This is a genomic window from Streptomyces malachitofuscus (assembly GCF_055571035.1).
Genome location: NZ_JBVIGA010000012.1, coordinates 226,564 through 250,219, shown reverse-complemented (window position 1 = coordinate 250,219; position 23,656 = coordinate 226,564). Strand labels below are relative to the sequence as shown.

Sequence of the window (23,656 nt, the reverse complement as noted above, 5' to 3'; positions counted from 1 at the left end):
GAGTTCTCAAGGAACGGACGCTTCCTTCGTACTCACCCTCTCGGGCTTTCCTCCGGGCGCTTCCCTTCGGTGTTTCCGACTCTATCAGATCCTTTTTCTCGACCTGACCCCCAGTCAGCGGGGTTTGCCTTCCCGGCCGTTGGGCCGTTCCGACGAGTGAGACTTTAGCGGATTCCCGGCTCCCGACCTAATCGGGGTCCTGCGCCCTTTCGGGTGCGGATTCCTCATTACGCGAATACGCACGCCAATGACGCGTCGGCAGACAGACTGCTGACGTCGATCAGTAGTGGTACTTGCGGAATGGCCGCCCGGGGACCGACCGGAGTCGGCGCTCACGTCGGGCAACCCGCAGAACAGTACGGATACCGCCGGGGCGTGTCAACTCGCTGCCGGGACCTACCCCCGCGGCGTAGTCTGCTCCGTATGACGACGCGTACGTACAGCCAGTTCTGGTGGGCCGCCTGACGGCGGCCGACGCTACGTATGCACTCGACGGCCGCCGCCTCGGCGGCCGTTTTGCTTTCTCCCCAGGACTCCGAGGGGCGGCCGGCCGGGACGGCGGCCCTGGCCAGGAGCAGGGAGAGGAAGAGATGACACGGGTCTTCAGTGGGATCAAGCCGACCGGGCATCTGACGCTGGGGAACTACCTGGGGGCCATGCGGCAGTGGGCCGCGGTCGACCAGCACCGGTCGGATGCGCTGTTCTGCGTGGTCGACCTGCATGCGCTGACCGTGGACCACGATCCGGCGCGGGTCCGCAGACTGAGCCGGCAGGCGGCGACGTTGCTGCTGGCGTCCGGGCTGGATCCGGAGCGCTGCACGGTGTTCGTGCAGAGCCATGTGGACGAGCACGCGCGGCTGTCGTATCTGCTGGAGTGCGTGGCCACGGACGGCGAGATGCGCCGGATGGCCCAGTACAAGGAGAAGGCGGCCCGCGAGCAGCGGCGGGGTGGGAGCGTGCGGCTGTCGCTGCTGACGTATCCCGTGCTGATGGCGGCGGACATCCTGGCGTACGGGGCCGACGAGGTGCCGGTCGGGGACGACCAGGCGCAGCACGTGGAGCTGACCCGGGATCTCGCCGTGCGGTTCAACCAGCGGTACGGGCACGCCTTCGTGGTGCCGCGGGCCACACATCCGACGGTGGCGGCGCGGGTGATGAACCTGCAGGACCCCCTGTCGAAGATGGGCAAGAGCGACGACACGGGGCCGGGGATCGTCTATCTGCTGGACGAGCCGGACGTGGTGCGGAAGAAGGTCATGCGGGCGGTGACCGACAGCGGGCGGGACGTCGTGTACGACAGGGAGGCCCGGCCGGGGGTGGCGAATCTGCTGGAGATCCTCGCGGCGTGCTCGGGTGGGAACCCCGCGGCGTTGGGCGGTGTATATGAGTCGTACGGCGCTTTGAAGAGGGACACGGCGGAGGCCGTGGTCGAGGTTCTGAGGCCCGTGCAGGAGAGGCACAAGGAGTTGTGCGCGGATCCTGGCTATGTGGAGGGGGTGCTCCGGGATGGTGCGGAGCGGGCGCGGGACATGGCTCGGCCGACCGTGGATGCCGCTTACCGGGCGATCGGTTTGTTGCCTGCGGGCTCGAATACCGGGGCGCCCGTGCTGAACGCGGCTCGGTAGGCGCGGGGGCTGGTGGCGAGGCACGATGCGAAGTGCTGGCGCATCGCGCTCTCGCTGCCGAAGCCGGCGCGGCGTCGGCCTCGGGCATGGGGAGGTCGGTGCGTTCGAGGAGGCGCTGGGCCCCGGCGCTGCGCTGGTCGAGGAGCCAGCGCAGCGGAGTCGTGCCGGTGGCCGCGCGGATGAGCTGGCCCGGGCGACGGCGGTGACCCTGCACGGGGGTGGTTTCGCGCGGGTCGTGACGACCAAGGAGGTCGTGGCGGCCGCGACGTGACCGTGCCGTGCAGGGGTGGTGACGTCCGTCAGTCCTTTTTGCCGCTCGCGAGTTCGCGGCTGCGGTCACGGGCGGCTTCGAGGGCGGCGATGAGGGCGGCTCGTACGCCGTGGTTCTCGAGTTCGCGGATGGCGTTGATGGTGGTGCCGGCGGGGGATGTCACGTTCTCGCGCAGCTTGACCGGATGTTCGCCGCTGTCGCGGAGCATCGTCGCGGCGCCGATCGCGGACTGGACGATCAGGTCGTGGGCCTTGTCGCGGGGCAGGCCGAGCAGGATGCCGGCGTCGGTCATGGCTTCGACCAGGTAGAAGAAGTACGCCGGGCCGGAGCCGGAGAGGGCGGTGCAGGCGTCCTGCTGGGACTCGGGTACGCGGAGTGTCTTGCCGACGGCGCCGAAGATCTCCTCGGCGTGGGCCAGGTGGTCGGCGGTGGCGTGGCTCCCGGCGGAGATGACCGACATGGCCTCGTCGACGAGGGCGGGTGTGTTGGTCATGACGCGGACGACCGGGGTGCCGGTGGTGAGGCGTTCCTCGAAGAAGGAGGTCGGGATGCCCGCGGCGCCGCTGATGACGAGGCGGTCGGCGGGGACGTGCGGGGCGAGTTCGTCGAGGAGGGCACCCATGTCCTGGGGTTTGACCGTGAGGATCAGGGTGTCGGCGGTCTTGGCGGCTTCCTGGTTGGAGACCGGGGTGACTCCGTAGCGGCTGCGGAGTTCTTCGGCTCGTTCCTGGCGGCGGGCGGTGACCAGGAGGTCGGTGGGGTCCCAGCCGGCGCGGAGCATTCCGCTGAGCAGGGCTTCGCCGATCTTGCCGGTGCCGAGGACTGCGACTTTCTGGGTCATGGTTGCTGGTGCCCTCCGGGGGGTGGGTCGTCCCTCGTCATCCTCGCATCCCGGAGGTGTGGTGGGGGTGGGCGTCCAGTGGGCGGGACGTCTATGCCGTTCGGCGTTTCAGGGTGGCGGCGCCCAGGGTCAGGACCAGGAGGGCGCAGCCGGCGACGATCAGGATGTCGCGTACGAAGGCTGCCGTGATGTCGGTGTGCTTGAGGACCTCGTTCATGCCGTCGACGGCGTAGGACATGGGGAGTGCGTCGGAGACGGTCTCCAGGACGGGGTGCATGTCCTCGCGTGGGGTGAAGAGGCCGCAGAGGAGGAGCTGGGGGAAGATCACCGCCGGCATGAACTGCACTGCCTGGAATTCCGAGGCCGCGAAGGCCGAGACGAAGAGGCCGAGGGCGGTGCCGAGGAGGGCGTCGAGCAGGGCCACGAGGAGGAGCAGCCAGGGGCTGCCCGTGACGTCGAGGCCGAGGAACCAGACGGCGAGGCCGGTGGCGAGGGCGGACTGGATGATCGCCAGGGCGCCGAAGGCGAGGGCGTAGCCGGCGATGAGGTCGCCCTTGCCGAGGGGCATGGCGAGGAGGCGTTCCAGGGTGCCGGAGGTGCGTTCGCGCAGGGTGGCGATCGAGGTGACCAGGAACATCGTGATGAGCGGGAAGATCCCGAGGAGTGAGGCGCCGATGTTGTCGAAGACGCGTGCGCTGGCGTCGAAGACGTAGCGGAGCAGGAACAGCATCACGCAGGGGACGAGGAGCATCAGCGCGATGGTGCGCGGGTCGTGGTGGAGCTGGCGCAGGACTCGGGTGGCGGTGGCCGTGGTGCGGGAGAGGTTCAGGGCATGGGGCGGGGTGGGTGCGGCCGTCGCCGGGTGGGGGGTGCTCATCGGGTGGTCTCCTTCGTCGTCTCCTTGGTGCGGCCTGTCGCGATCGCCTCGTCGACCAGGCGGAGGAAGGCGTCCTCCACGGTGTCGGAGCCGGTACGGGTGCGGAGGGCTTCGGGGGTGTCGTCGGCGAGGATCTCGCCGGCACGCATGAGCAGGAGGCGGTGGCAGCGTTCGGCCTCGTCCATGGCGTGGGAGGAGACCAGCAGGGTGGCGCCGCGTTCGGCGGCGATGGTGTGGAAGAGCTGCCAGAGGTCGCGGCGCAGGACGGGGTCGAGGCCGACGGTGGGTTCGTCGAGGACGAGCAGTTCCGGGGTGCCGAGGAGGGCCACGGCGAGGGAGACGCGGCTGCGTTGTCCGCCGGAGAGGTTGCCGGCGAGGGCGTCGGCGTGGGTGGTGAGGTCGACGTCGGCGATGGTCCGGGTGACGGTCTCGTGGCGGCGGTCGGCGGCGGCCCGGCCGGGGTCGAGGACGGCGGCGAAGTAGTTCAGGTTCTGGCGGACGGTGAGGTCGTCGTAGACGGAGGGGGCTTGGGTGACGTAGCCGATGCGGGTGCGCAGGGCGGGGTGGCCGGCGGGGCTGCCGAGGACGTCGAGGGTGCCGGTGACCTTGGCCTGGGTGCCGACGACGGCCCGCATCAGGGTCGACTTGCCGCAGCCGGAGGGGCCGAGGAGGCCGGTGATCCGACCGCGCGGGACGGTGAAGTCGAGGCCCCGCAGGACGGTGCGGGAGCCTCGGACGACGGTGAGGTCCTGGGCGTGGACGGCCGGTTCCTCCGGTGGACGGGAGGAGTAATTCATCATGTGATGAATACTCCTCCCGCGCCCGGCGAGGCGTCAAGCCGTCGGCGCCGAGGGCGTGGTCGCGAGGAGGAGGACGACGTCGTAGGTCTCCCACGGCACGTCGAGCGCGTCGGTGTTCCACCACAGGGCGAGTACGCCTCCGGGGCGGCACGACCGGGGTCGGTCCCGTGCCGGGCCTGGGCGTAGGTGAGCAGGTCGACGCAGTGGTCGGCGAGGGGGGAGAGCGTTGCCGTTGCCCCGGACGACCGGCACATCGGGGAGGGCGCGGCGGAACTCGGCCGCCATGCCGTCACCGGGCTCGACAGCGATGACGTCGGCGCCGCGTGCGTGCAGACGGGCGGTCGCCATGCCCGTACCGGCGCCGACGTCCACGACCCGGGAGCCGGCGAGGGGGCGTGCGGTCGGCTCCGGCGGCTTCGTTGAAGGAGTGGGCTCGCGCGGTGTGGGCGGCCTGGTCTGCGCTCGATGTCGTCATACGGCCGTGCTGGCCGTGGGAGGGGTGCGGGCCGGGGGGTGTCCGGTGAGGTCAGGAGCGGCGGCGGCGCTTCCTCGACGGGTTCCCCGAACGGCGGGTGGCGCGCTTGTCGTACTCCTCGCGCGCCTTGGCGTACTCCGCGCGGTGCAGCTTCTCACCCGGGGCTTCGGTGAGCGAGCGGAAGAAGTAGGCGAGGAGGGAGCCGATGAAGCCGATGGACAGCAGGCCGCGCAGGGACGCCTGGCGGTCGGGGTCGGGGCGGGTGCTGAAGCCCGACCAGGTGTGGCGGAAGGCGAGCGAGCTGCAGATCGCGAACATCACGACCATGAGGAGCGAGACGAAGCTGCCGACGTCGGCGATCCGGAGCCCGTCGTAGGCGATGCGCAGCACGAAGCAGCCGGCGGCCGCGGCGGCGAGGGAGCCGACGGCGACACCGATGCGGCGGCCGGTGTAGCCGCCGGAGTGGTCGACCCAGGTGGTGCCGAAGAAGCGGATGGGCTCGGGCCGAGGGCCGGCAGGGGTCCCGGCGGTGTCGTTCTCTGCTGCGCTCACCCGACGATTGTGACTCCTCCCCGGGCGAACGGGCCCCCCTCCCCTGCCGGGGCCCGCGGCCCCGGCAGGATCCGAACGGCAGTCCCTAACAGCGCGGGGCGACGTATCCGTCGCTGCCGGTGCGGATGTACGCGTCGGAGACGTACTGACCGCTGCCGATGTTGTCCCAGATGTTCGAGGTGCCGTACGGGCCCGACACCCAGGTGCCCGGCGTCTGGCAGTTGATCCGGACCCGGGCGCCCTCGGCGAGGACCCGCACGATGGGGTAGCCGGTGCCGGGACCGCTGCGGACGTTGAGCCGGTAGCCCGGTGCCACCGGGTAGGAAGCCGCGGCGGCGGCCGTGGTCGCCTTCTCGTCCCCGCCCGTCATCTGCTGAGTCTGTTCGGACATGAAAAAACCTCCCCCGTTGCGCCCCACGAATGTCGCGGGGCCACAGTGATTCCCCTGCAACACGTCATGAAACACCAGTTCTTGGCTCGTACGCACAGGCGGGCAAGCCGCCTCGGTCCCGTACACGGCATCGACTAGGCTCCGAGCGCGCGCGAACGAACAGCACGGGGGTGGTGCCATGGCGCCGCAGACGAACGCCGGAGCGGGCGCGGAAGCGGAGCTTCCGGAGTACGCCGGTCACTACCGTCTGGAGTCCTGCCTGGGCTCGGGTGGCATGGGCGTGGTGCATCTGGCCCGGAGCACGTCCGGGATGCGGGTCGCGGTGAAGGTCGTGCACGCCCGGTACGCGAGGGACCCCGAGTTCAGGGGGCGGTTCCGGCAGGAAGTGGCTGCGGCGCGACGGGTGAGCGGGGCGTTCACGGCGCCGGTGGTCGACGCCGATCCGGAGGGCGGGCGGCCCTGGATGGCCACCCTGTACATCCCCGGCCCCACGCTCTCCGAGCAGGTGAAGCGGAACGGCCCCATGGACCCGGACCAGTCGCGCCGGCTGATGGCCGGGATGGCGGAGGCACTGCGCGACATCCACCGGGTGGGGGTCGTGCACCGGGACCTGAAGCCGAGCAACGTCCTGCTCGCCGAGGACGGGCCGAAGGTCATCGACTTCGGCATCTCCCGGCCGAGGGACAGCGAACTGCGCACGGAGACCGGGAAGTTGATCGGGACGCCGCCGTTCATGGCGCCCGAGCAGTTCCGGCGGCCCCGCGAGGTGGGCCCCGCGGCCGACGTGTTCGCCCTCGGCTCGCTCATGGTGCACGCGACGACGGGACGCGGTCCGTTCGACTCCGACAGCCCCTACATCGTCGCCTACCAGGTCGTGCACGACGAGCCCGATCTGACCGGCGTACCGGAGTCGCTCGCACCGCTGGTGCTGCGGTGCCTCGCCAAGGAGCCCGAGGACCGGCCGACGCCGGACGAGCTGATGCGGGAGCTGCGGTCGGTGTCCGCGGCGTACGACACGCAGGTCTTCGTGCCGGCGCCGCGGACGCCCGAAGCACCGAAGTCGCCGGAGCAGGCGGACGCGCCGGGGTCGCCGACGGACGCGCCCGGGGAGCGGCCCGCGCGGCGTCTCGGTCGGCGGACGGCTCTGGTGGCCGGGGCGCTCTGTCTCGCCGTGCTCGGCGGGCTCACGGCGGTTCAGGTGCTCGGCGGCACGGATTCCGCGCGGAAGGCCCCCGCGGCGCAGAGCTCGGCGGGCGGCTTCGGCGGGTGGGAGGCGGCGCCCGCCCAGGACGGCGGCGGCATGCCGCAGTGCACCCACGGGACACGGGGGCTGCTGTGTGCGCTGCCCGGCCTGGTCGTCGCCCTCGATCCGGCCGACGGCCGCACCCTGTGGCGGCACGACGTGGCGGGGACGACCCGGAGCGAGCCGCCGGTCGTGGCGGGCGGCCTCGTCCAGCCCTCCCTCGACCGGATCGGCGACCTGGAAGCACTCGACCCCGCCACAGGCAGGCAGGTGTGGCGGAAGGACGCCCCCGAGTACCAGGGCGTGCGGGCGGTCGGCGGCATGCTCCTGCTGACCCGCGCCGACGGGACGGTCACGGGCCTGGACGCCGCCTCGGGCGAGACCAGGTGGTCCCATCGGATCCCGGGCCAGGCGGTGCCGTACTTCTCCTCGTTCGCCGGGGAGACGGGCAGGCGGGGGAAGCCGGGGAAGGCCGGGAAGCCGTCGGCGTACGCGACGAGTCCGTCCCGGGACGGGAGCCGGACCCGGGTCACCGCGGTGGATCCCGCGACCGGTGAGGTGCGGTGGGACGCGGAGCTGAAGGGGTCGCTGACGCCCGTGGGAGCCGCGGACGGGGCCGTGTACCTCGTGGCCGGCGGCGACGTCCACGGCGACGTGAACGCCGTGCTCCGCTACACGCCCGCCACCGGGGACACGCGCCGGGTGAAGCTGCCGGTGCCGGTCGCGCAGGCGGAGGCCGGTGTGCACGGCGACACCGTGCATCTCATGGGCGCCGGCGGTTCGCTGGTGGCCGTCGACATGGCCGCCGGGAAGCAGAAGTGGCGGCTGGAGACGGGCGTGAGCCGGGGCTCGGTGCCCGTCTCCGACGGACGGCATGTGTACGTCACCGCTCCCGACGGGCGGCTGCTGGGCGTCGACGCACGTGAGGGGAAGCTCCTCGGGCAGACCCGGCCGCGTCTCGGCGCCGCGTCCGACCGCGTCCCCGCCGCGCTGCCGGCGCCCGTGCTCGCGGGCGGCCACGTCTACGCCGGGGCACCCGACGGAACCGTGTTCGGCGTGGCGGGGCGCGACCCGGCCGACTGGTGACCCGGCGGGGGCGGCACCGGCCGGGCGGTCAGCCCAGCTTGCTCACGTCCCGCACGGCGCCCTTGTCCGCGCTGGTCGCCATCGCCGCGTACGCCCGCAGGGCCGCCGAGACCTTGCGGTCGCGGTTCCTCGGCACGTACCGGCCGCCCAGCGCCTGCTCGCGGCGGGTGAGCTCGGCCTCGTCGACCAGCAGCTCGATCGAGCGGTTCGGGATGTCGATGCGGATGCGGTCGCCGTCCTCGACCAGGGCGATGGTGCCGCCCGAGGCCGCCTCCGGGGAGGCGTGGCCGATGGACAGGCCGGAGGTGCCGCCGGAGAAACGGCCGTCGGTGATCAGGGCGCAGGCCTTTCCGAGGCCGCGGCTCTTCAGGTACGACGTCGGGTACAGCATCTCCTGCATGCCGGGGCCGCCCTTGGGGCCCTCGTAGCGGATGACGACGACGTCGCCCTCCTTGACCTGCTTGGTGAGGATCTTCTCGACGGCCTCCTCCTGCGACTCGCAGACGACCGCCGGGCCCTCGAAGGTCCAGATGGACTCGTCGACACCGGCCGTCTTGACGACGCAGCCGTCGACCGCCAGGTTGCCGCGCAGGACCGCGAGGCCGCCGTCCTTGGAGTAGGCGTGCTCGGCGGAGCGGATGCAGCCGTCCTCGGCGTCCTCGTCCAGGGAGTCCCAGCGCTCGGACTGGGAGAAGGCCTCCGCCGACCGCACGCATCCCGGGGCGGCGTGCCAGAGCTCCACCGCCTCCTGGGAGGGCGACCCGCCGCGGACGTCCCAGGTCTTCAGCCAGTCGTCGAGGGACGGGCTGTGGACGGAGTGGACGTCCTCGTTGAGCAGGCCCGCGCGGTGCAGCTCTCCCAGCAGGGCGGGGATGCCTCCCGCGCGGTGCACGTCCTCCATGTAGTACGTGCGGTTCCTGGCGACGTTCGGGGCGACCTTGGCCAGGCAGGGGACGCGGCGCGAGAGGGCGTCCATCTCGGTGAGGCCGAAGGGGACACCGGCCTCCTGGGCGGCGGCCAGCAGGTGCAGGATCGTGTTGGTGGAGCCGCCCATCGCGATGTCGAGTGCCATGGCGTTCTCGAAGGCCGAGGCGGTGGCGATGTTGCGGGGCAGGACCGAGTCGTCGTCCTGCTCGTAGTAGCGGCGGGTCAGGTCGAGCACCGTGCGCGCGGCGTTCTCGTAGAGCGCCTTGCGGGCGGTGTGGGTGGCCAGGACCGAGCCGTTGCCCGGGAGGGAGAGGCCGATGGCCTCGGTGAGGCAGTTCATCGAGTTGGCGGTGAACATGCCGGAACAGGAGCCGCAGGTCGGACAGGCGTTCTCCTCGATGCGGAGCACGTCCGCGTCGGAGACCTTGTCGTTGGCCGCCTCGACCATGGCGTCGACCAGGTCCAGCGTGCGGACCGTGCCGTCGACCAGGGTGGCGCGGCCGGACTCCATCGGGCCGCCGGAGACGAAGACCGTGGGGATGTTCAGGCGCAGGGCCGCGTTGAGCATGCCCGGCGTGATCTTGTCGCAGTTGGAGATGCAGATCAGGGCGTCCGCGCAGTGCGCCTCGACCATGTACTCCACGCTGTCCGCGATCAGGTCGCGGGAGGGCAGGGAGTACAGCATGCCGCCGTGGCCCATCGCGATGCCGTCGTCGACGGCGATGGTGTTGAACTCGCGCGGGATGCCGCCGGCCGCCGTCACCGCCTCGCTGACGATCCGGCCGACCGGGGCGAGGTGGGTGTGGCCGGGCACGAACTCCGTGAAACTGTTGGCGACCGCGATGATCGGCTTGCGGCCGATGTCCGCGCCCGGTACACCGGAGGCGCGCATAAGGGCGCGGGCGCCCGCCATGTTGCGGCCGTGGGTGACTGTGCGGGACCTCAGCTCGGGCATCGTCGCTCGCTCCTTCGGAGAGTTCTGACGGGATCGAGCGTACGCCGGTCATCCAGAGGGCGGGACGAGGTGTCCGGAATGCGGGACGAATGTCTCAGTGGCGCCCGTGTGCGTCCCGGCACGCGGGCGGGTCTCCGCCCGGCCGGCGTCAGCGGCCGGTGAGGTGCCCCTGCACCACCGGCGCCACCCGTCGGATGATCTGCTCGGGGTCGGCCGACGCCAGCGGCTCCACCTTGATCACGTATCGGATCATCGCGATCCCGACCAGCTGGGCGGCGGCCAGCTCGGCGCGCAGTTCCGCGTCCGGCGCGTCGAGCCGCCCCGCGATCCGGCGCAGCAGCTGGCCGGCGATCAGGCGGCGGAAGACGCCGGCCGCCGTCTCGTTGTTCACGGCGGAGCGGACGATCGCGAGCAACGGCGACCGCGTGACGGGGTTCTCCCAGAGACCGATGATCGTGCGGGTCATCCGCTCGCCCGCCTCCTCGATGGGACCGTCGAAGATCGTGTCCCGCACGGCGAACGCCGGAGCGAAGGCGACCTCGACGGCGGCCTCGAACACCTGCTCCTTGGTGCCGAAGTAGTGGTGCACCAGCGCGGAGTCGACCCCGGCCGACTTGGCGATCCCCCGGACGGACGTCTTCTCGTACCCCCGCGCGGAGAACTCCTCGCGGGCCGCGTCGAGGATGCGGTCCCTGGTGCCGGCCGATTCCGTACGGGGAGGGCGGCCGCGGCGCCGGGTGGTCCCGTTGCCCCGCGCGGAGGCGCCCGGACCGTCGCTCGCGGTGATGCCGGTCACCGGCGGGGCACCCGGATCGAGGAGGAATCGGAGGCCAGATGGAGGCGCGTGAAGGCCAGGGCCTCGGCCAGATCGGCCTCCCGCTCCGCGCTCGACATGGCCCGGCGCGTGTTGACCTCGATGACGACATGGCCGTCGAAGCCGTTCGACGCGAGGCTCTCCAGCACCTCGGCGCAGGGCTGGTCACCGCGGCCGGGGACCAGGTGCTCGTCCTTGGCGGAGCCCTTGCCGTCGGCCAGGTGCACATGGCCGAGGCGGTCGCCCATGCGGTCGATCATCTGGAGGGTGTCGGTGCGGGCGGTCGAGGCGTGACTGAGGTCGATCGTGAAGTGGCGGTAGTCCTCTTTGGTGACGTCCCAGTCGGGGGCGTAGGCGAGCATCTCGCGGTCGCGGTAGCGCCAGGGGTACATGTTCTCCACGGCGAAGCGCACGTCCGTCTCGTTCGCCATCCGCCAGATGCCGTCCACGAAGTCGCGGGCGTACTGCCGCTGCCAGCGGAACGGAGGATGGACGACGACCGTGCCGGCCCCGAGCTTCTCGGCGGCGGCCTGGGCCCGCTGGAGCTTGGTCCAGGGGTCGGTGGACCACACCCGCTGCGTGATGAGCAGGCAGGGCGCGTGGATGGCCAGGATGGGGATGCGGTGGTAGTCGCTGAGTCTGCGCAGTGCCTCGATGTCCTGGCTGACCGGATCGGTCCACACCATGACCTCGACGCCGTCGTACCCGAGGCGCGCGGCGATCTCGAAGGCCGTCGCCGTCGACTCCGGGTAGACGGAGGCCGTCGACAGGGCGACCTTCGCATCCGGGATGCGGACTACGTCCCTTGGTTCTGCCACGAGCCTCAGGTTACGGGGTGGGGTCGGGTGGGTGCGGGGTGCCTCTTCGCCGTTGTGGTGATTGCCATAGGCGCATGCGCCGCTAGACCTGGTCCATGTGGTCCAGGCGGCGGAGTATGACGCCCTCCCTGAGCGCCCAGGGGCAGATCTCCAGGCGTTCGACGCCGAACAGGTCCATCGCACCCTCCGCGACCAGGGCCCCGGCGAGCAACTGTCCCGCGCGGGCCTCGGAGACGCCGGGGAGTTCGGCGCGCTCGGCCGCGGTCATGGCGGCGAGCCTCGGCACCCAGGCCTCCAGGGACTCGCGTTTCAGCTCGCGCTGGACGTAGAGGCCCTCGGCGGAGCGGGCCGCGCCGGCGAGGCGGGCGAGCTGCTTGAAGGTCTTGGACGTGGCCACCACGTGGTCGGGGGCGCCGAGGCGGCTGAAGTCACCCACCGTGCGGGCGATCTCGGTGCGCACGTGGCGGCGCAGCGCGCGGACGTCGTCCGGCTCGGGCGGGTCGCCGGGCAGCCGGCCGGCGGTGAGGCGGCCGGCGCCGAGCGGCAGCGACACCGCGGCGTCGGGCTCCTCGTCGAGGCCGTAGGCGATCTCCAGGGAGCCGCCGCCGATGTCGATGACGAGCAGTTTCCCGGCCGACCAGCCGTACCAGCGGCGGGCGGCGAGGAAGGTGAGCCGGGCCTCCTCCTCGCCGCTGAGCACCTGGAGCTCGACCCCGGTCTCCTCGCGCACCCGCGCGAGGACGTCGTCGGCGTTGCCGGCCTCGCGCACCGCGGAGGTCGCGAACGGCAGCAGTTCCTCGACGCCCTTGTCCTCGGCGGCCTGGAGCGCCTCGTGGACGACCGCGATCAGCCGGTCCACGCCGTCGGGGCCGATGGCTCCGCCGTCGTCGAGGAGCTGGGCGAGGCGCAGTTCCGTCTTGTGCGAGTGCGCGGGCAGCGGGCGTGCGCCGGGGTGCGCGTCCACCACCAGCAGGTGCACGGTGTTCGACCCCACGTCGAGGACTCCGAGTCTCATGTACGGAACGCTACTGCCCGCAGCGCGGCGTGTTGCCCCCTCTGCGGTGGCCGAGCCGGTCCCGGTCGCGGGTGCGGGCGACTTACCCTGGACGGGTGCCAAAGACGAAAAAGGCGAAGGACGAGAAGACGGACAAGAAGGCCAAGAAGGACAAGAGGGCCGGACTGGCCGCGGATTCTTCGCGGGTGACAGCACCGCAGATGCCGGGGAAAGCGCCGGTGGACGACGAGAAGGGTCTCGATTTCGCTCGCGCATGGGTGGAATTCCCTGATCCGGCGGACGACGAGCAGGTCTTCCGCTGCGATCTGACATGGCTGACCTCTCGCTGGAACTGCATCTTCGGCAGTGGCTGCCAGGGCATCCAGGCCGGCCGCGCGGACGACGGGTGCTGCACCCTGGGTGCCCACTTCTCGGACGAGGACGACGAGAAGCGCGTCGCCGAGCATGTGGCGAGGCTCACGCCCGACATCTGGCAGCACCACGACGAGGGCCGGCGGGGCGGCTGGGTCTCGGAGGACGAGGACGGCGACCGTCAGACCCGGCCGTTCCAGGGCTCGTGCATCTTCCAGAACCGGCCGGGGTTCGCGGGCGGCATGGGCTGCTCGCTGCACATCCTCGCCCTGAGGGAGGGCCGCGAGCCGCTGGAGACCAAACCGGACGTGTGCTGGCAGCTGCCCGTGCGGCGGACCTACGACTGGATCGACCGGCCGGACGACACCCGCGTGCTGCAGGTGTCGATCGGCGAGTACGACCGTCGCGGGTGGGGCCCGGGCGGTCACGACCTGCACTGGTGGTGCACCTCGGCCACCTCGGCGCACGGCGCCGGGGACCCGGTGTACGTCTCCTACCGCGCGGAGCTGACCGAGCTGATGGGCAAGCCGGGCTACGACCGATTGGTCGAGCTGTGCGAGGAACGCCTGGCCTCCCAACTGCCACTGCTCGCTCCCCACCCGGCGGATCCGACGGGGGAACGGGGCGCCTGACGCGGGGACGGCGGGCGCGGGGGGCGCATCGCGCGGAACGCGCCCGACGCCGGTCGATGACACGAGGGGGCCCGACGCCGTGCCCGGCATAAGGGCGCCCGACGCCGGGACAGCCGTGCGGAGGCGCTCCGCGCGGGTGTGCCGGCGTTCACGGCCCGGCGCCGGGGAGGGCGGGGTGTCCGGCGTCCGTGCGTTGCGCAGCAAGTGGGGTCTATGGGGTGGCCTGGTTCGGAGTGCCGGTGTCGGGCGGTGGCGACGGGTTCTCCGGGGCGGCCGTGCCCGGGTCGGTGGGCACCGGCTCGCTCGGGGTCGGGCCGGTGGGCGTGGGCCCGCCGGTCGTGGGCTCCGGGCCGGGCGAGGCCGGCGGCTCGCTCGGCGCGGGCTCCGACGGCGGCGGTGTCGTGGGCGTCGGGTCCGGGTCGGGCGACGACGCGGGAGGGTCGCTCGGGGTGCCCGGATGCACGGTGCCCGGGCCGCCGGGGTGGCCGGAGGGCGTGCCGGGGGCGGAGGGGGCGGTGCCGTAGCCGTCGATGGTCACGACCGAACCCGCGGGGGCGATCGCCACGGTCGCGCGCCAGTGGCCGGACGGCTCGCGCAGCTGGTCGACGTACACCCTGACGGTCACCGACTCGCCGGGGGCGAGGGTTCCCGACGACTCGCTCAGATAGAGCCAGGACGCGTCCGTCGCGGCCGACCAGTGGACCGGTCGGGCGCCCGTCGCGGTGAGGGTGATCAGCGTCGTGTCACCGCTGTGGCCGGCCGTGACGTCCATCGCCGCCGCACCCTTGTGTCCTGCCCCGGGAACGCCGACGACCTCCACGGACACGTCCGCCTCGCCGTCCTCGTCGAAGCGGCCACCCGGGCGGGTGCCGGCGTTGCCGGTGTTCTCGAAGCCGGCGCCCGCTTCCTCGCCGTCGAGCTCGACGGTGCCGCCGTCCTCCCGCGCGGAGGCCGAACGGCCGTCCTGGGCCTCCCCGACCGGAGTGCCGCGGTAGGCGGCCCACAGCGCGAGCACGGGCGCGGCGACGACCGTGGCGACGACGGTCGTCGTCATGACCCGTGCGCGCAGCCGGTCCCGGCGCGCCACCCGGTCCTTGGGATCCATGGGGAAGCCCCGCCGGTCGAAACGGGGCGCGGCGCCCCGCGCGCGCGGGTGGTGCGCCAGGGCGGCGCGCAGGGCCGCGCCGGGCACCGGCAGGACGGGCAGGGCGTCCGGGGTGACGCTGGTGCCGGGCCAATGGCCCGGGACGGCCCGCTCGGCGGTGCGGCGGCAGCGCGGGCAGTCGTCGACGTGCCGGACGAGTTCGCGGCGCAGCGTCGTGCTGAGCACGAGCTGCCGGTCGCCGGTGAGATGCGCCACGCCCGGACAGGTTCCGGTCTCCACGACGGCAAGCGCCGCGCGGGTGCGTTCCACCTCGCAGGCCGCGGTGGCGAGCAGCTCACGCGCGGCGGCCGGCTCCATGCCGAGCACGGAGGCGACCTCATGGGCGGCGAGACGGTGGCGCACGGCGAGTTCCAGCGCCTCGCGCTGCTCCGGGGTGGTGCCGGCGGCCTCCGGCCAGGCCAGCTCGGCCAGTTCCCGGCGGCGCAGCTCCCGCACCTCTTCGGAGACGGCCGGGGCGGTGGGCGTCCTGACCGCACGCCGACGGCCGGCGCGGCCGCCGGCGTGTGTGGCCTGGTTCCTCTCCCTGGCCTCCGCCAGCCGGCGCAGACACGCCCAGCGGGCCAGCGCGTACAGCCAGGCCCGGCGGCTTCCGAGCTCGTCCGGGACGTGCCGGCCGCGGCGCTCCGCGAGCGCGAGGACGTCGGCCAGGGCGGCGGTCGCCGCGTCGTGGTCGCACAGCACGGACAGGCAGTAGGTGAACAGGCCGTCCAGATGGGGCTCGTAGCGGGTGGCAGGCCGCTCGGCGAGGGTGCGTGCGGCGCCGCGGTCGCGCACTTCCCGGTGCGTCCGGCGGGTTCCGGTCGTGCGGGTCGAGGTCTGCGGGCCACTGCTTGTCATCCGGCGACCGTAGGCGGCCCGGGGCGGCCCCTTCCGGAGCCCTGAGCACTTTTAATCCGTACGGGTGAAACGATCCCTCAATCGGGGACAGGAACCTTTCCTCACCCGTGCGCCGCGCCGCCCGGCGCTGCCGGCGAGGCAGCGGGCGCCGTGTTGTCAGAGCCTGCCGCTACCTTTTCCGCATGGCTGCTCGTACGAAGACCACCAAGGACCGTCCGTCCTACCGCTGCACCGAATGCGGCTGGCAGACGGCCAAGTGGCTCGGCCGCTGCCCCGAGTGCCAGGCCTGGGGGACGGTCGAGGAGTACGGCGCGCCCGCGGTCCGTACGACGACACCCGGGCGGGTCACCACCTCCGCCGTGCCCATCGGCCAGGTCGACGGCCGTCAGGCCACCGCCCGGTCCACCGGTGTGCCCGAGCTGGACCGGGTGCTCGGCGGCGGGCTGGTGCCCGGTGCCGTGGTGCTCGTGGCGGGTGAGCCGGGCGTGGGCAAGTCCACGCTGCTGCTGGACGTCGCGGCCAAGTCGGCGAGCGACGAGCACCGCACGCTCTATGTCACGGGCGAGGAGTCGGCGAGCCAGGTCCGGCTGCGCGCCGACCGCATCCACGCCATCGACGACCACCTGTATCTGGCCGCCGAGACGGATCTGGCCGCCGTGCTCGGCCACTTGGACGCGGTGAAGCCGTCCCTGCTGATCCTGGACTCGGTACAGACGGTGGCGTCCCCGGAGATCGACGGCACCCCGGGCGGCATGGCCCAGGTCCGCGAGGTGGCGGGCGCGCTGATCCGGGCCTCCAAGGAGCGCGGGATGTCCACGCTCCTTGTGGGACACGTCACCAAGGACGGCGCGATCGCCGGACCGCGCCTGCTGGAGCACCTGGTGGACGTCGTCCTGCACTTCGAGGGCGACCGCCATGCGCGGCTGCGTCTGGTGCGCGGCGTCAAGAACCGCTACGGCACCACGGACGAGGTCGGCTGCTTCGAGCTGCACGACGAGGGCATCACGGGCCTTGCGGACCCCAGCGGACTTTTCCTGACGCGTCGTGCCGAACCGGTACCGGGCACCTGCCTGACCGTCACCCTGGAGGGCCGCCGCCCCCTGGTCGCCGAAGTGCAGGCGCTCACGGTCGACTCGCAGATCCCCTCCCCCCGGCGCACCACGTCCGGTCTGGAGACCTCCCGGGTGTCGATGATGCTGGCGGTGCTGGAACAGCGCGGCCGGATCAGCGCCTTGGGCAAACGGGACATCTACTCCGCGACGGTCGGCGGGGTGAAGCTCTCCGAACCGGCCGCCGACCTGGCCGTCGCGCTGGCCCTGGCGTCGGCGGCGAGCGACACCCCGCTGCCGAAGAACCTGGTCGCGATCGGGGAGGTCGGCCTCGCGGGCGAGGTGAGACGCGTCACGGGTGTCCAGCGCAGGCTCTCCGAGGCCCACCGTCTGGGCTTCACGCACGCTCTCGTTCCGGGCGATCCGGGCAAGGTTCCGGCGGGCATGAAGGTGCTGGAGGTAGCGGACATAGGGGACGCCCTGCGCGTCCTTCCGCGCTCGCGTCGCCGAGAGGCCCCACGGGAGACGGAGGACCGCCGGTAGACTTTGCCCAGGTCTCGCCCGTCCGTACGAACCGAGTGCGCGAAACGGGGGCGCCCAGAACCTGCGACCGGAGGAGTGCAGTGGCAGCCAACGACCGGGCAGCAGCTCCCGGAAAGTCCGGTGGGAGTGCCGGTTCCGATGGCCTGATGCGCGCCTCACTGAGCGCCGTGGCACCCGGCACCAGCCTGCGTGACGGCCTGGAGCGCGTGCTCCGCGGCAACACCGGCGGGCTCATCGTGCTCGGCTCCGACAAGACCGTCGAAACGCTGTGCAGCGGCGGCTTCGTCCTGGACGTCGAGTTCACCGCGACCCGGCTGCGCGAGCTGTGCAAGCTGGACGGCGGCATCGTCCTGTCGTCCGACCTGTCGAAGATCCTCCGGGCGGGCGTCCAGCTGGTGCCGGACCCGACGATCCCCACCGAGGAGACCGGCACCCGGCACCGCACCGCCGACCGCGTCTCCAAGCAGGTCGGCTTCCCCGTCGTCTCGGTGTCCCAGTCGATGCGCCTGATCGCGCTGTACGTCGACGGCCACCGCCGGGTCCTGGAGGACTCGGCGGCGATCCTGTCCCGCGCCAACCAGGCGCTGGCCACCCTCGAGCGCTACAAGCTCCGCCTCGACGAGGTCGCCGGCACGCTGTCGGCGCTGGAGATCGAGGACCTGGTGACCGTCCGGGACGTGTCGGCGGTCGCGCAGCGACTGGAGATGGTGCGCCGCATCGCCACCGAAATCGCCGAATACGTGGTCGAACTGGGCACCGACGGGCGTCTCCTCGCCCTCCAGCTCGACGAGTTGATCGCGGGCGTGGAGCCGGAGCGCGAACTGGTCGTCCGGGACTATGTGCCCGAGCCCACCGCCAAGCGCTCCCGCACGGTCGACGAGGCGCTGCACGAGCTCAACGTGCTCACTCACGCGGAGCTGCTGGAGCTGTCGACGGTGGCCCGTGCCCTCGGCTACACCGGTTCGCCGGAAACCCTGGACTCGGCGGTGTCGCCGCGCGGTTTCCGTCTGCTGGCCAAGGTGCCGAGGCTGCCCGGCGCGATCATCGACCGGCTGGTGGAGCACTTCGGCGGTCTGCAGAAGCTGCTCGCCGCCAGCGTGGACGATCTGCAGACGGTGGACGGCGTCGGCGAGGCCCGGGCGCGCAGCGTGCGCGAAGGGCTGTCGCGGCTGGCGGAGAGCTCGATCCTCGAGCGGTACGTCTAGGGCACGTTCAGGCACCGCTGGGTGCCCGTCGCCGTTGTGGCGCCGGGCGCGGCCGCGTCAGTCCGCCTTCAACACGAAGGACGTCCGCACCTTCTCGAATCCCGGCGCCTTCGCCTCCACCAGGTACGTCCCCGGCTTCGCCGTCCCCGCCTCCGGCGTCGCGCACTTGGGCGCACTCGCCTTGCGGTCCCACTTCACGGTGTAGGTGATGCTGTCCTCCGCCGGCACCCGGAACACCAGGCTCCGCGCCCCCTTCGGACAGTCGTCCGACGCCCAGTAGGTGTCGTCCTCGCTCGCCTGAGCCACCGTCAACACGGCGTTCTCCGGCCCGAGATCGATCTTGCAGTCACTGCCGGAGGTGTTGCGCGCGGTCAGCAGGAACGTGGGCGTCTGCCCGGGTTCGTAGGCGTTGCGGGCGCTGCGCAGACTGAACGTGACCGCGTTCGCAGTGCAGTTGGGCAGACCCGAGCCCGATCCGGCCGGCAACGCGTCCCCCGCGCCCACCCCGGCCGACGTACCGCCGTCGGAACCGCCTCCGGCGCTGCCCCCGGCTCCGCCGCCTCCGCCGGAGTCCGCGGGGTCGCCGTTGGTGTCGTCGTCGCCGGTACCGGACGACGAACCACCGGAACCGCCGGAACCGCCGCCGTCGGACCCGCCGTCGCCCGACTCGTCCCGTCCGCCCGGCGCCTGACTGATCGCCGGCCCCGAACTCGACGGGCCCGGAGTGATGGACGGCGCGGGATTCTTGCCGTTGGCCCCGTTGTCACGGTCGCCACCACCCCCGCCGCCGGAGACGACGACCCAGGTGGCCAACAACGCCAACAGGGCCAGCACGGACAGCAGTACGGCCCTCCGTCGCCAGTAGATGGAGGAGGGAAGCGGCCCGACCGGATTGCGCAGAGATCCCACGGCGCAAACCTTACGAGAGATCGGTGCGTTCGCTTGCCCCACCCGCCGCTCCGAGCCACAACTTTTCAGGATCATCATCCCGGAAACCGCTGCGTCACCCCTGACTTTCGTCAGGTACGGCACACGACGATCGCTGGGTGTGACCATTCCGGCTTCTCACCTACCGTCCGTGACCATGGACTTCGTGGACAGCGGGCTCTACCGCGACATCACCGACCACGCACACGACACCCCGGGGTGGGTGCAGCACACGGCCGAGATCGGGACGGAGGCCGGACTGCTGGTCTTCGTCGCGCTGTTCGTGGCCGGCTGGTGGCGGGCCCGGCACGCGGGCACCCGCACGTTCGCGATCGCGGCCCTCGCACCTGTGGCCACGGCTGTGGCGTACGTGTGCAGTGAAGTACTCAAGTCCGGTGTGACGGAGGAGCGTCCGTGCCGCGCGGTCGCCGGCGCCGCCCCCTCCCTCGCGGAGTGCCCGCCGCACGGCGACTGGTCGTTCCCGAGCAACCACGCGACCATCGCGGGCGCCTCGGCCCTCACCCTGATGCTGGTCCGGCGCGCGCTCGTCCGGCTGACCGCGCCCCTGGCACTGCTCATGGCGTTCTCACGGGTGTTCGTCGGCGTGCACTACCCGCACGACGTGGTGGCCGGGCTGCTGCTCGGCACCGTCGTCGCGCTGACCGCCGTACGGCTCGCCACGCGTCCGGCACTCCGGCTCACCGAGGCGATGCGGGCCTCCTCGGTGCCCGCCGCGCGGTGGCTCGCCGGGCCGGGACCCCGAATGGCCGCCCGCGCGGTGCCGCCCCGTGCCACGCACCGGCGCCGCTGAGCGGGCTCAGTCCGCCACCAGACCCGCCTCGTAGGCGACGATCGCCGCCTGTACGCGATTGCGCACACCGAGCCGGTCGAGGACCGCGCTGACGTACGCCTTCACCGTGCCCTCCACGAGATGCAGCCGGGCGGCGATCTCCGGGTTGGACAGCCCCGCCCCGACCAGGCCCAGCACCTCGCGCTCGCGCGGGCTCAGCGCCGCCACGCGCGCGTGCGCCTCGGCTTCCCGCGCGAGACGTCCGCCGCCGTCGGCACCTCCGAGGCCCTCGATGACGTACCGGGCCACCTTGGGCGACAGGAAGGCCGCGCCGCCGCCCACCGCCCTGACGCCCGCGATCAGTTCGTACGGGTCCCCGGACTTCAGCAGGAAGCCGGTGGCGCCGCCGCCGAGGGCGCGGGCCACGTGGGCGCGCTCGGAGAACGTCGTGAGCATCGCGACGGCCGTGCCGGGAACGGTGCGGACGATCTCCTCGGCCGCCGCGAGTCCGTCCAGGCGGGGCATACGGATGTCGAGCAGCGCCACGTCGGGGCGGCGCGCCCGGGTCAACTCGACGGCCTCGCGCCCGTCGCCCGCCTCGGCGACGACCTCCGTCTCCCCGCTGCTCCCCAGGATGGCGCGCACCCCCGCGCGGACCATCGCCTCGTCGTCGGCCAGCAGGACCCGGATCATCGTGCGAACTCCTCGTCTTCCCTGTGCACTTCGCCGGACAGACCGACGCGCGGGATCACGTTCTTGGCGGCCAGGCGGCCCTCGTCGTCGAAGCACAGCCGGAAGTGGTCGACGGAGACGAAGAGCTCGCCGCTCGCGCGGTAGTAGCGGCACCGCGTGCGCTCGGGCGGCGCGGGCGCGCGTTCCGTCGGCGGGTCCTGGATCTGCCGGTCCGGCAGCATCGGGGCGATGTCGTCGAACGGTGTCCCCAGGCGCAGTCCGGCGTACGCGGCGGGTTCCAGCACCGAGTGGGTCTCGGTGTACGCGTACCAGCCGACGCCCGAACCCACCAGCACGACCCCCGCGCAGGCCGCGGCACCCAGACCGGCGGCGACACGGCGCCGGGCGCGGGTGAAGGGCGCGGAGGGCGGACGCGGCGGCCCGGCGGACGGTGCCGCCTGCGCCGGGACGTACGCCCTGACCCGGTACCCGTCGGCATACGGGCCCGCCTCGAAGGTGCCGCCGACCGCGGCGACGGCGGCACGCAGCCCGATCAGGCCCGAACCTCCCCCGGACGCCGGGGAATCCTCCCGTTCCGGCCGGCCGTTGGTGACGGTGACGGTCGCTCCCCCGCTGTCGTCCCCCGCCACCGCCACGGCGACGGACGCACCCGGTGCGTGCCGTGCCGCGTTGGTCAGCGCCTCCCTGGTCACCCGGTGCAGCATCCGCTCGGCGACCCCGCCGGCTGCCACGTCCGCGCCCCGGGGGCCGTGCTCCCAGCGCACCGGCAGCCCGGACTCGGCGGCGCGGGCCACGAGCTGCTCGACGTTCTCACCGGCCGGGGAGAGAGGAACGGGCTCGTCGTCCTCCTCCCGCAGGATGCCGATGATGCCGTGGAGCCGGTCCGTGGCATCCGCGGCCGCCGCGCGCAGGTCGGCCACGGCGGTGCGGTGGTGGCCGGGGAGGTCGGGAGCGACCTGGAGCACGCCCGCGCGCAAGGCGATCAGGCTCAGTTCGTGGCCCAGGGAGTCGTGCATGTCCTGGGCGATCCTGGCCCGTTCGCGCAGGCGGGCGCGTTCCTCGGTGAGGCGCTGCTCCTCCTCCAGCCGGGCCGCCCGCAGCCAGCCCGCGGCGGTGAGCTCACGGCTCTGCCGCCAGTAGCGCCCGCCGAGCCAGGGGAAGACACAGCCGAAGAGGAGGGTGCCGGTCAGGACCAGCCACCCGGGGACGGGATCGGGCCCCGCGAACACGATCTTCAGGGTGCCGGCGCAGCCGACGGCGGCGAAGCAGAGTGCCGCGGGGGCGGTACGGGCCGCCCGCAGGCCGAGCAGCAGGGCGAACACGCCGAGCGCCGGGCCGTAGGAGAGGCTGAACAGGGCGGGGGCCAAGGCGAGGCTCAACGCGGCCGTCAGGCCGCACGCGATCAGGGGCCGGCACCGGGCCAAGGCGGTGGCGGCGGCCAGCACGGCCAGTCCGGCGAGCTGCTGCGCGATCGGGCGGGGCTCGTTCAGCCCGAGCCGGTCGGCGGAGATCGCCGGCAGGGCGAGGGCTGCCCAGAGCAGACACCCCCGGCCGGTCGCGGCGAGACGAGCGCGTTCCATCCCTCGACGCTACTGGCGGACGCCACCCCGCCACTGCTGCCGATCGTCAGGTGCTCCGTCACCTTTTCGGTCGCCCTTGGCGGCCTCGGGGCGGGACGGCGCTTCGCACAGCGGACGGTGCTCCGCGGCGAACGGCGCTCTTGCGGGTGTCTCGCGGTCGCGGGCCGTGGCGCTCACCCCGGAGGCGGGGCCCGGCGTGGCAGGATCGGTGGGTCATGACTGCTCCCACGAAGCCCCCGTACGGCAACGCAGCCGATTCCGCGTCCGAGCGCGCTCCCGGTGAGCCGCTGCACTCCCCCGTCATCGACTGGTTCGACGAGCACGCCCGGGATCTGCCGTGGCGGCGCCCGGAGGCCGGTGCGTGGGGAGTGATGGTCAGTGAGTTCATGCTCCAGCAGACCCCGGTGAACCGGGTCCTGCCCGTCTACGAGCAGTGGCTGGCCCGCTGGCCGCGCCCCGCCGACCTCGCCGCGGAGGCGCCCGGCGAGGCTGTCCGCGCCTGGGGCCGGCTCGGCTACCCGCGCCGCGCGCTCCGCCTGCACGGCGCCGCCGTCGCCATAACGGAACGGCACGGCGGCGACGTACCGGCGGACCACGCCCAGCTGCTGGCGCTGCCCGGCATCGGCGAGTACACGGCCGCGGCCGTGGCGTCGTTCGCGTACGGGCAGCGGCACGCGGTGCTGGACACCAATGTGCGCCGGGTGTTCGCCCGCGCGGTCACCGGTACGCAGTACCCGCCGAACGCCACCACCGCCGCCGAGCGCCGGCTGGCCCGGACCCTGCTTCCGGAGGACGCCCCGACCGCCGCGCGGTGGGCCGCCGCCTCCATGGAACTGGGCGCGCTGGTGTGCACGGCGAAGAACGAGTCCTGTCAGCGCTGCCCGATCGCCGCCCTCTGCGCCTGGCGGCTGGCGGGCAAGCCGGCCCACGACGGTCCGCCGCGGCGGGGTCAGACGTACGCGGGCACGGACCGTCAGGTCCGCGGGCGGCTGCTGGCCGTGCTGCGGGAGGCGCCGGGGCCCGTTCCGCAGGCCGCGCTGGACCGCGTGTGGCACGAACCGGTGCAGCGCGCCCGCGCGCTGGACGGTCTGGTCGCCGACGGGCTGGTGGAGCCCCTGCAGGGGGGTCTGTACCGGCTGCCGCTGACCTGACCCGGGCCGCACACCGGAGCCACTGGGGTGCGCTCCGGTTCAC

20 protein-coding genes and 3 pseudogenes are annotated in these 23,656 nt (G+C 72.8%); 8 read left to right on the top strand and 15 right to left on the bottom strand.

Annotation, left to right across the window (positions count from 1 at the left end; genetic code table 11):
* The first annotated feature begins 590 nt into the window (after positions 1–590).
* Positions 591–1,625, top strand: coding sequence for a tryptophan--tRNA ligase (trpS, locus tag ACZ44S_RS19710; RefSeq protein WP_466930680.1), 1,035 nt, complete (start codon positions 591–593; stop codon positions 1,623–1,625).
* On the opposite strand, the pseudogene ACZ44S_RS19705 reads toward trpS, so the two are convergent.
* A pseudogene (locus tag ACZ44S_RS19705) lies at positions 1,556–1,800 on the bottom strand (helix-turn-helix domain-containing protein); the annotation flags it as partial. The gene trpS and the pseudogene ACZ44S_RS19705 sit on opposite strands and share 70 nt — an antisense overlap.
* Between ACZ44S_RS19705 and ACZ44S_RS19700 the strand changes: the two are divergent.
* Positions 1,801–1,896: pseudogene (locus ACZ44S_RS19700) on the top strand (cysteine hydrolase family protein); the annotation flags it as partial. It abuts the pseudogene before it with no gap.
* A gap of 28 nt (positions 1,897–1,924) precedes the next feature.
* Here ACZ44S_RS19700 and proC read toward each other — a convergent pair.
* The 6 genes and pseudogenes from proC to ACZ44S_RS19670 form a co-directional block, all read right to left on the bottom strand.
* Positions 1,925–2,737: a pyrroline-5-carboxylate reductase gene (proC, locus tag ACZ44S_RS19695; RefSeq protein WP_466930678.1), complete on the bottom strand. Its 813-nt coding sequence runs from the start codon at positions 2,735–2,737 to the stop codon at positions 1,925–1,927.
* 91 nt (positions 2,738–2,828) lie between these two features.
* Entirely contained in the window at positions 2,829–3,614 is a 786-nt protein-coding gene (locus tag ACZ44S_RS19690) for an ABC transporter permease (protein WP_466930675.1), read from the bottom strand.
* Positions 3,611–4,414 (bottom strand): ABC transporter ATP-binding protein, encoded by an 804-nt coding sequence (locus ACZ44S_RS19685; protein WP_466930673.1) that lies wholly within the window; start codon positions 4,412–4,414, stop codon positions 3,611–3,613. Before ACZ44S_RS19685 ends, ACZ44S_RS19690 begins: the two co-directional genes overlap by 4 nt.
* 90 nt (positions 4,415–4,504) lie before the next feature.
* Positions 4,505–4,870 (bottom strand): annotated as a pseudogene (locus ACZ44S_RS19680) (class I SAM-dependent methyltransferase); the annotation flags it as partial.
* Between the two features lie 70 nt (positions 4,871–4,940).
* Positions 4,941–5,441, bottom strand: a complete 501-nt coding sequence (locus ACZ44S_RS19675) for an EamA/RhaT family transporter (RefSeq protein WP_466930670.1) — start codon at positions 5,439–5,441, stop codon at positions 4,941–4,943.
* Positions 5,442–5,526: 85 nt separating this feature from the next.
* The gene (locus ACZ44S_RS19670) at positions 5,527–5,832 is read right to left on the bottom strand and encodes an SH3 domain-containing protein (protein WP_466930668.1); all 306 of its coding nucleotides are present in this window, start codon (positions 5,830–5,832) and stop codon (positions 5,527–5,529) included.
* 178 nt (positions 5,833–6,010) lie between these two features.
* On the opposite strand from ACZ44S_RS19670, the gene ACZ44S_RS19665 reads away from it, so the two are divergent.
* Positions 6,011–8,161, top strand: a complete 2,151-nt coding sequence (locus ACZ44S_RS19665; protein WP_466930665.1) for a serine/threonine-protein kinase — start codon at positions 6,011–6,013, stop codon at positions 8,159–8,161.
* A 28-nt stretch (positions 8,162–8,189) separates the two neighbouring features.
* Here the strand turns inward: ACZ44S_RS19665 and ilvD are convergent, their stop codons facing one another.
* From ilvD to ACZ44S_RS19645, 4 genes are all read right to left on the bottom strand, one after another.
* Positions 8,190–10,043 (bottom strand): dihydroxy-acid dehydratase, encoded by a 1,854-nt coding sequence (gene ilvD, locus ACZ44S_RS19660; RefSeq protein WP_466930662.1) that lies wholly within the window; start codon positions 10,041–10,043, stop codon positions 8,190–8,192.
* A gap of 148 nt (positions 10,044–10,191) precedes the next feature.
* Complete coding sequence (locus ACZ44S_RS19655) at positions 10,192–10,839, bottom strand: TetR/AcrR family transcriptional regulator (protein ID WP_466930659.1); 648 nt, start codon at positions 10,837–10,839, stop codon at positions 10,192–10,194.
* On the bottom strand, positions 10,836–11,675 hold the full coding sequence (locus ACZ44S_RS19650; protein ID WP_466930657.1) for a sugar phosphate isomerase/epimerase family protein: 840 nt from the start codon (positions 11,673–11,675) through the stop codon (positions 10,836–10,838). Before ACZ44S_RS19650 ends, ACZ44S_RS19655 begins: the two co-directional genes overlap by 4 nt.
* Before the next feature lie 82 nt (positions 11,676–11,757).
* Entirely contained in the window at positions 11,758–12,690 is a 933-nt protein-coding gene (locus ACZ44S_RS19645; protein WP_466930655.1) for a Ppx/GppA family phosphatase, read from the bottom strand.
* A gap of 95 nt (positions 12,691–12,785) precedes the next feature.
* Here ACZ44S_RS19645 and ACZ44S_RS19640 point away from each other — a divergent pair, with 95 nt between their 5' ends.
* Complete coding sequence (locus ACZ44S_RS19640; RefSeq protein WP_466930652.1) at positions 12,786–13,673, top strand: DUF3109 family protein; 888 nt, start codon at positions 12,786–12,788, stop codon at positions 13,671–13,673.
* 211 nt (positions 13,674–13,884) lie between these two features.
* Here ACZ44S_RS19640 and ACZ44S_RS19635 read toward each other — a convergent pair whose 3' ends face one another.
* Entirely contained in the window at positions 13,885–15,675 is a 1,791-nt protein-coding gene (locus ACZ44S_RS19635) for a BACON domain-containing protein (protein WP_466930650.1), read from the bottom strand.
* 182 nt (positions 15,676–15,857) lie between these two features.
* Between ACZ44S_RS19635 and radA the strand changes: the two genes are divergently transcribed.
* Positions 15,858–17,267, top strand: coding sequence for a DNA repair protein RadA (gene radA / locus ACZ44S_RS19630; RefSeq protein ID WP_466930649.1), 1,410 nt, complete (start codon positions 15,858–15,860; stop codon positions 17,265–17,267).
* An 80-nt stretch (positions 17,268–17,347) separates the two neighbouring features.
* On the top strand, positions 17,348–18,472 hold the full coding sequence (disA, locus tag ACZ44S_RS19625; RefSeq protein WP_190167431.1) for a DNA integrity scanning diadenylate cyclase DisA: 1,125 nt from the start codon (positions 17,348–17,350) through the stop codon (positions 18,470–18,472).
* A gap of 57 nt (positions 18,473–18,529) precedes the next feature.
* Here disA and ACZ44S_RS19620 read toward each other — a convergent pair whose 3' ends face one another.
* Positions 18,530–19,381 (bottom strand): hypothetical protein, encoded by an 852-nt coding sequence (locus ACZ44S_RS19620; RefSeq protein WP_466930646.1) that lies wholly within the window; start codon positions 19,379–19,381, stop codon positions 18,530–18,532.
* Positions 19,382–19,556: 175 nt separating this feature from the next.
* Here ACZ44S_RS19620 and ACZ44S_RS19615 point away from each other — a divergent pair, with 175 nt between their 5' ends.
* Positions 19,557–20,210 carry a phosphatase PAP2 family protein gene (locus ACZ44S_RS19615; RefSeq protein WP_466930645.1) on the top strand — a complete coding sequence of 218 codons (654 nt, stop codon included), beginning with the start codon at positions 19,557–19,559 and terminating at the stop codon, positions 20,208–20,210.
* Positions 20,211–20,216: 6 nt separating this feature from the next.
* On the opposite strand, the gene ACZ44S_RS19610 is transcribed toward ACZ44S_RS19615, so the two are convergent.
* Together ACZ44S_RS19610 and ACZ44S_RS19605 are read right to left on the bottom strand one after the other, a co-directional pair.
* Positions 20,217–20,882, bottom strand: coding sequence for a response regulator transcription factor (locus ACZ44S_RS19610; protein WP_466930643.1), 666 nt, complete (start codon positions 20,880–20,882; stop codon positions 20,217–20,219).
* Entirely contained in the window at positions 20,879–22,462 is a 1,584-nt protein-coding gene (locus tag ACZ44S_RS19605) for a sensor histidine kinase (RefSeq protein ID WP_466930642.1), read from the bottom strand. Before ACZ44S_RS19605 ends, ACZ44S_RS19610 begins: the two co-directional genes overlap by 4 nt.
* Positions 22,463–22,677: 215 nt before the next feature.
* On the opposite strand from ACZ44S_RS19605, the gene ACZ44S_RS19600 reads away from it, so the two are divergent.
* The gene (locus ACZ44S_RS19600) at positions 22,678–23,613 is read left to right on the top strand and encodes an HhH-GPD family protein (protein ID WP_466930640.1); all 936 of its coding nucleotides are present in this window, start codon (positions 22,678–22,680) and stop codon (positions 23,611–23,613) included.
* The last annotated feature ends 43 nt before the right edge of the window (positions 23,614–23,656 follow it).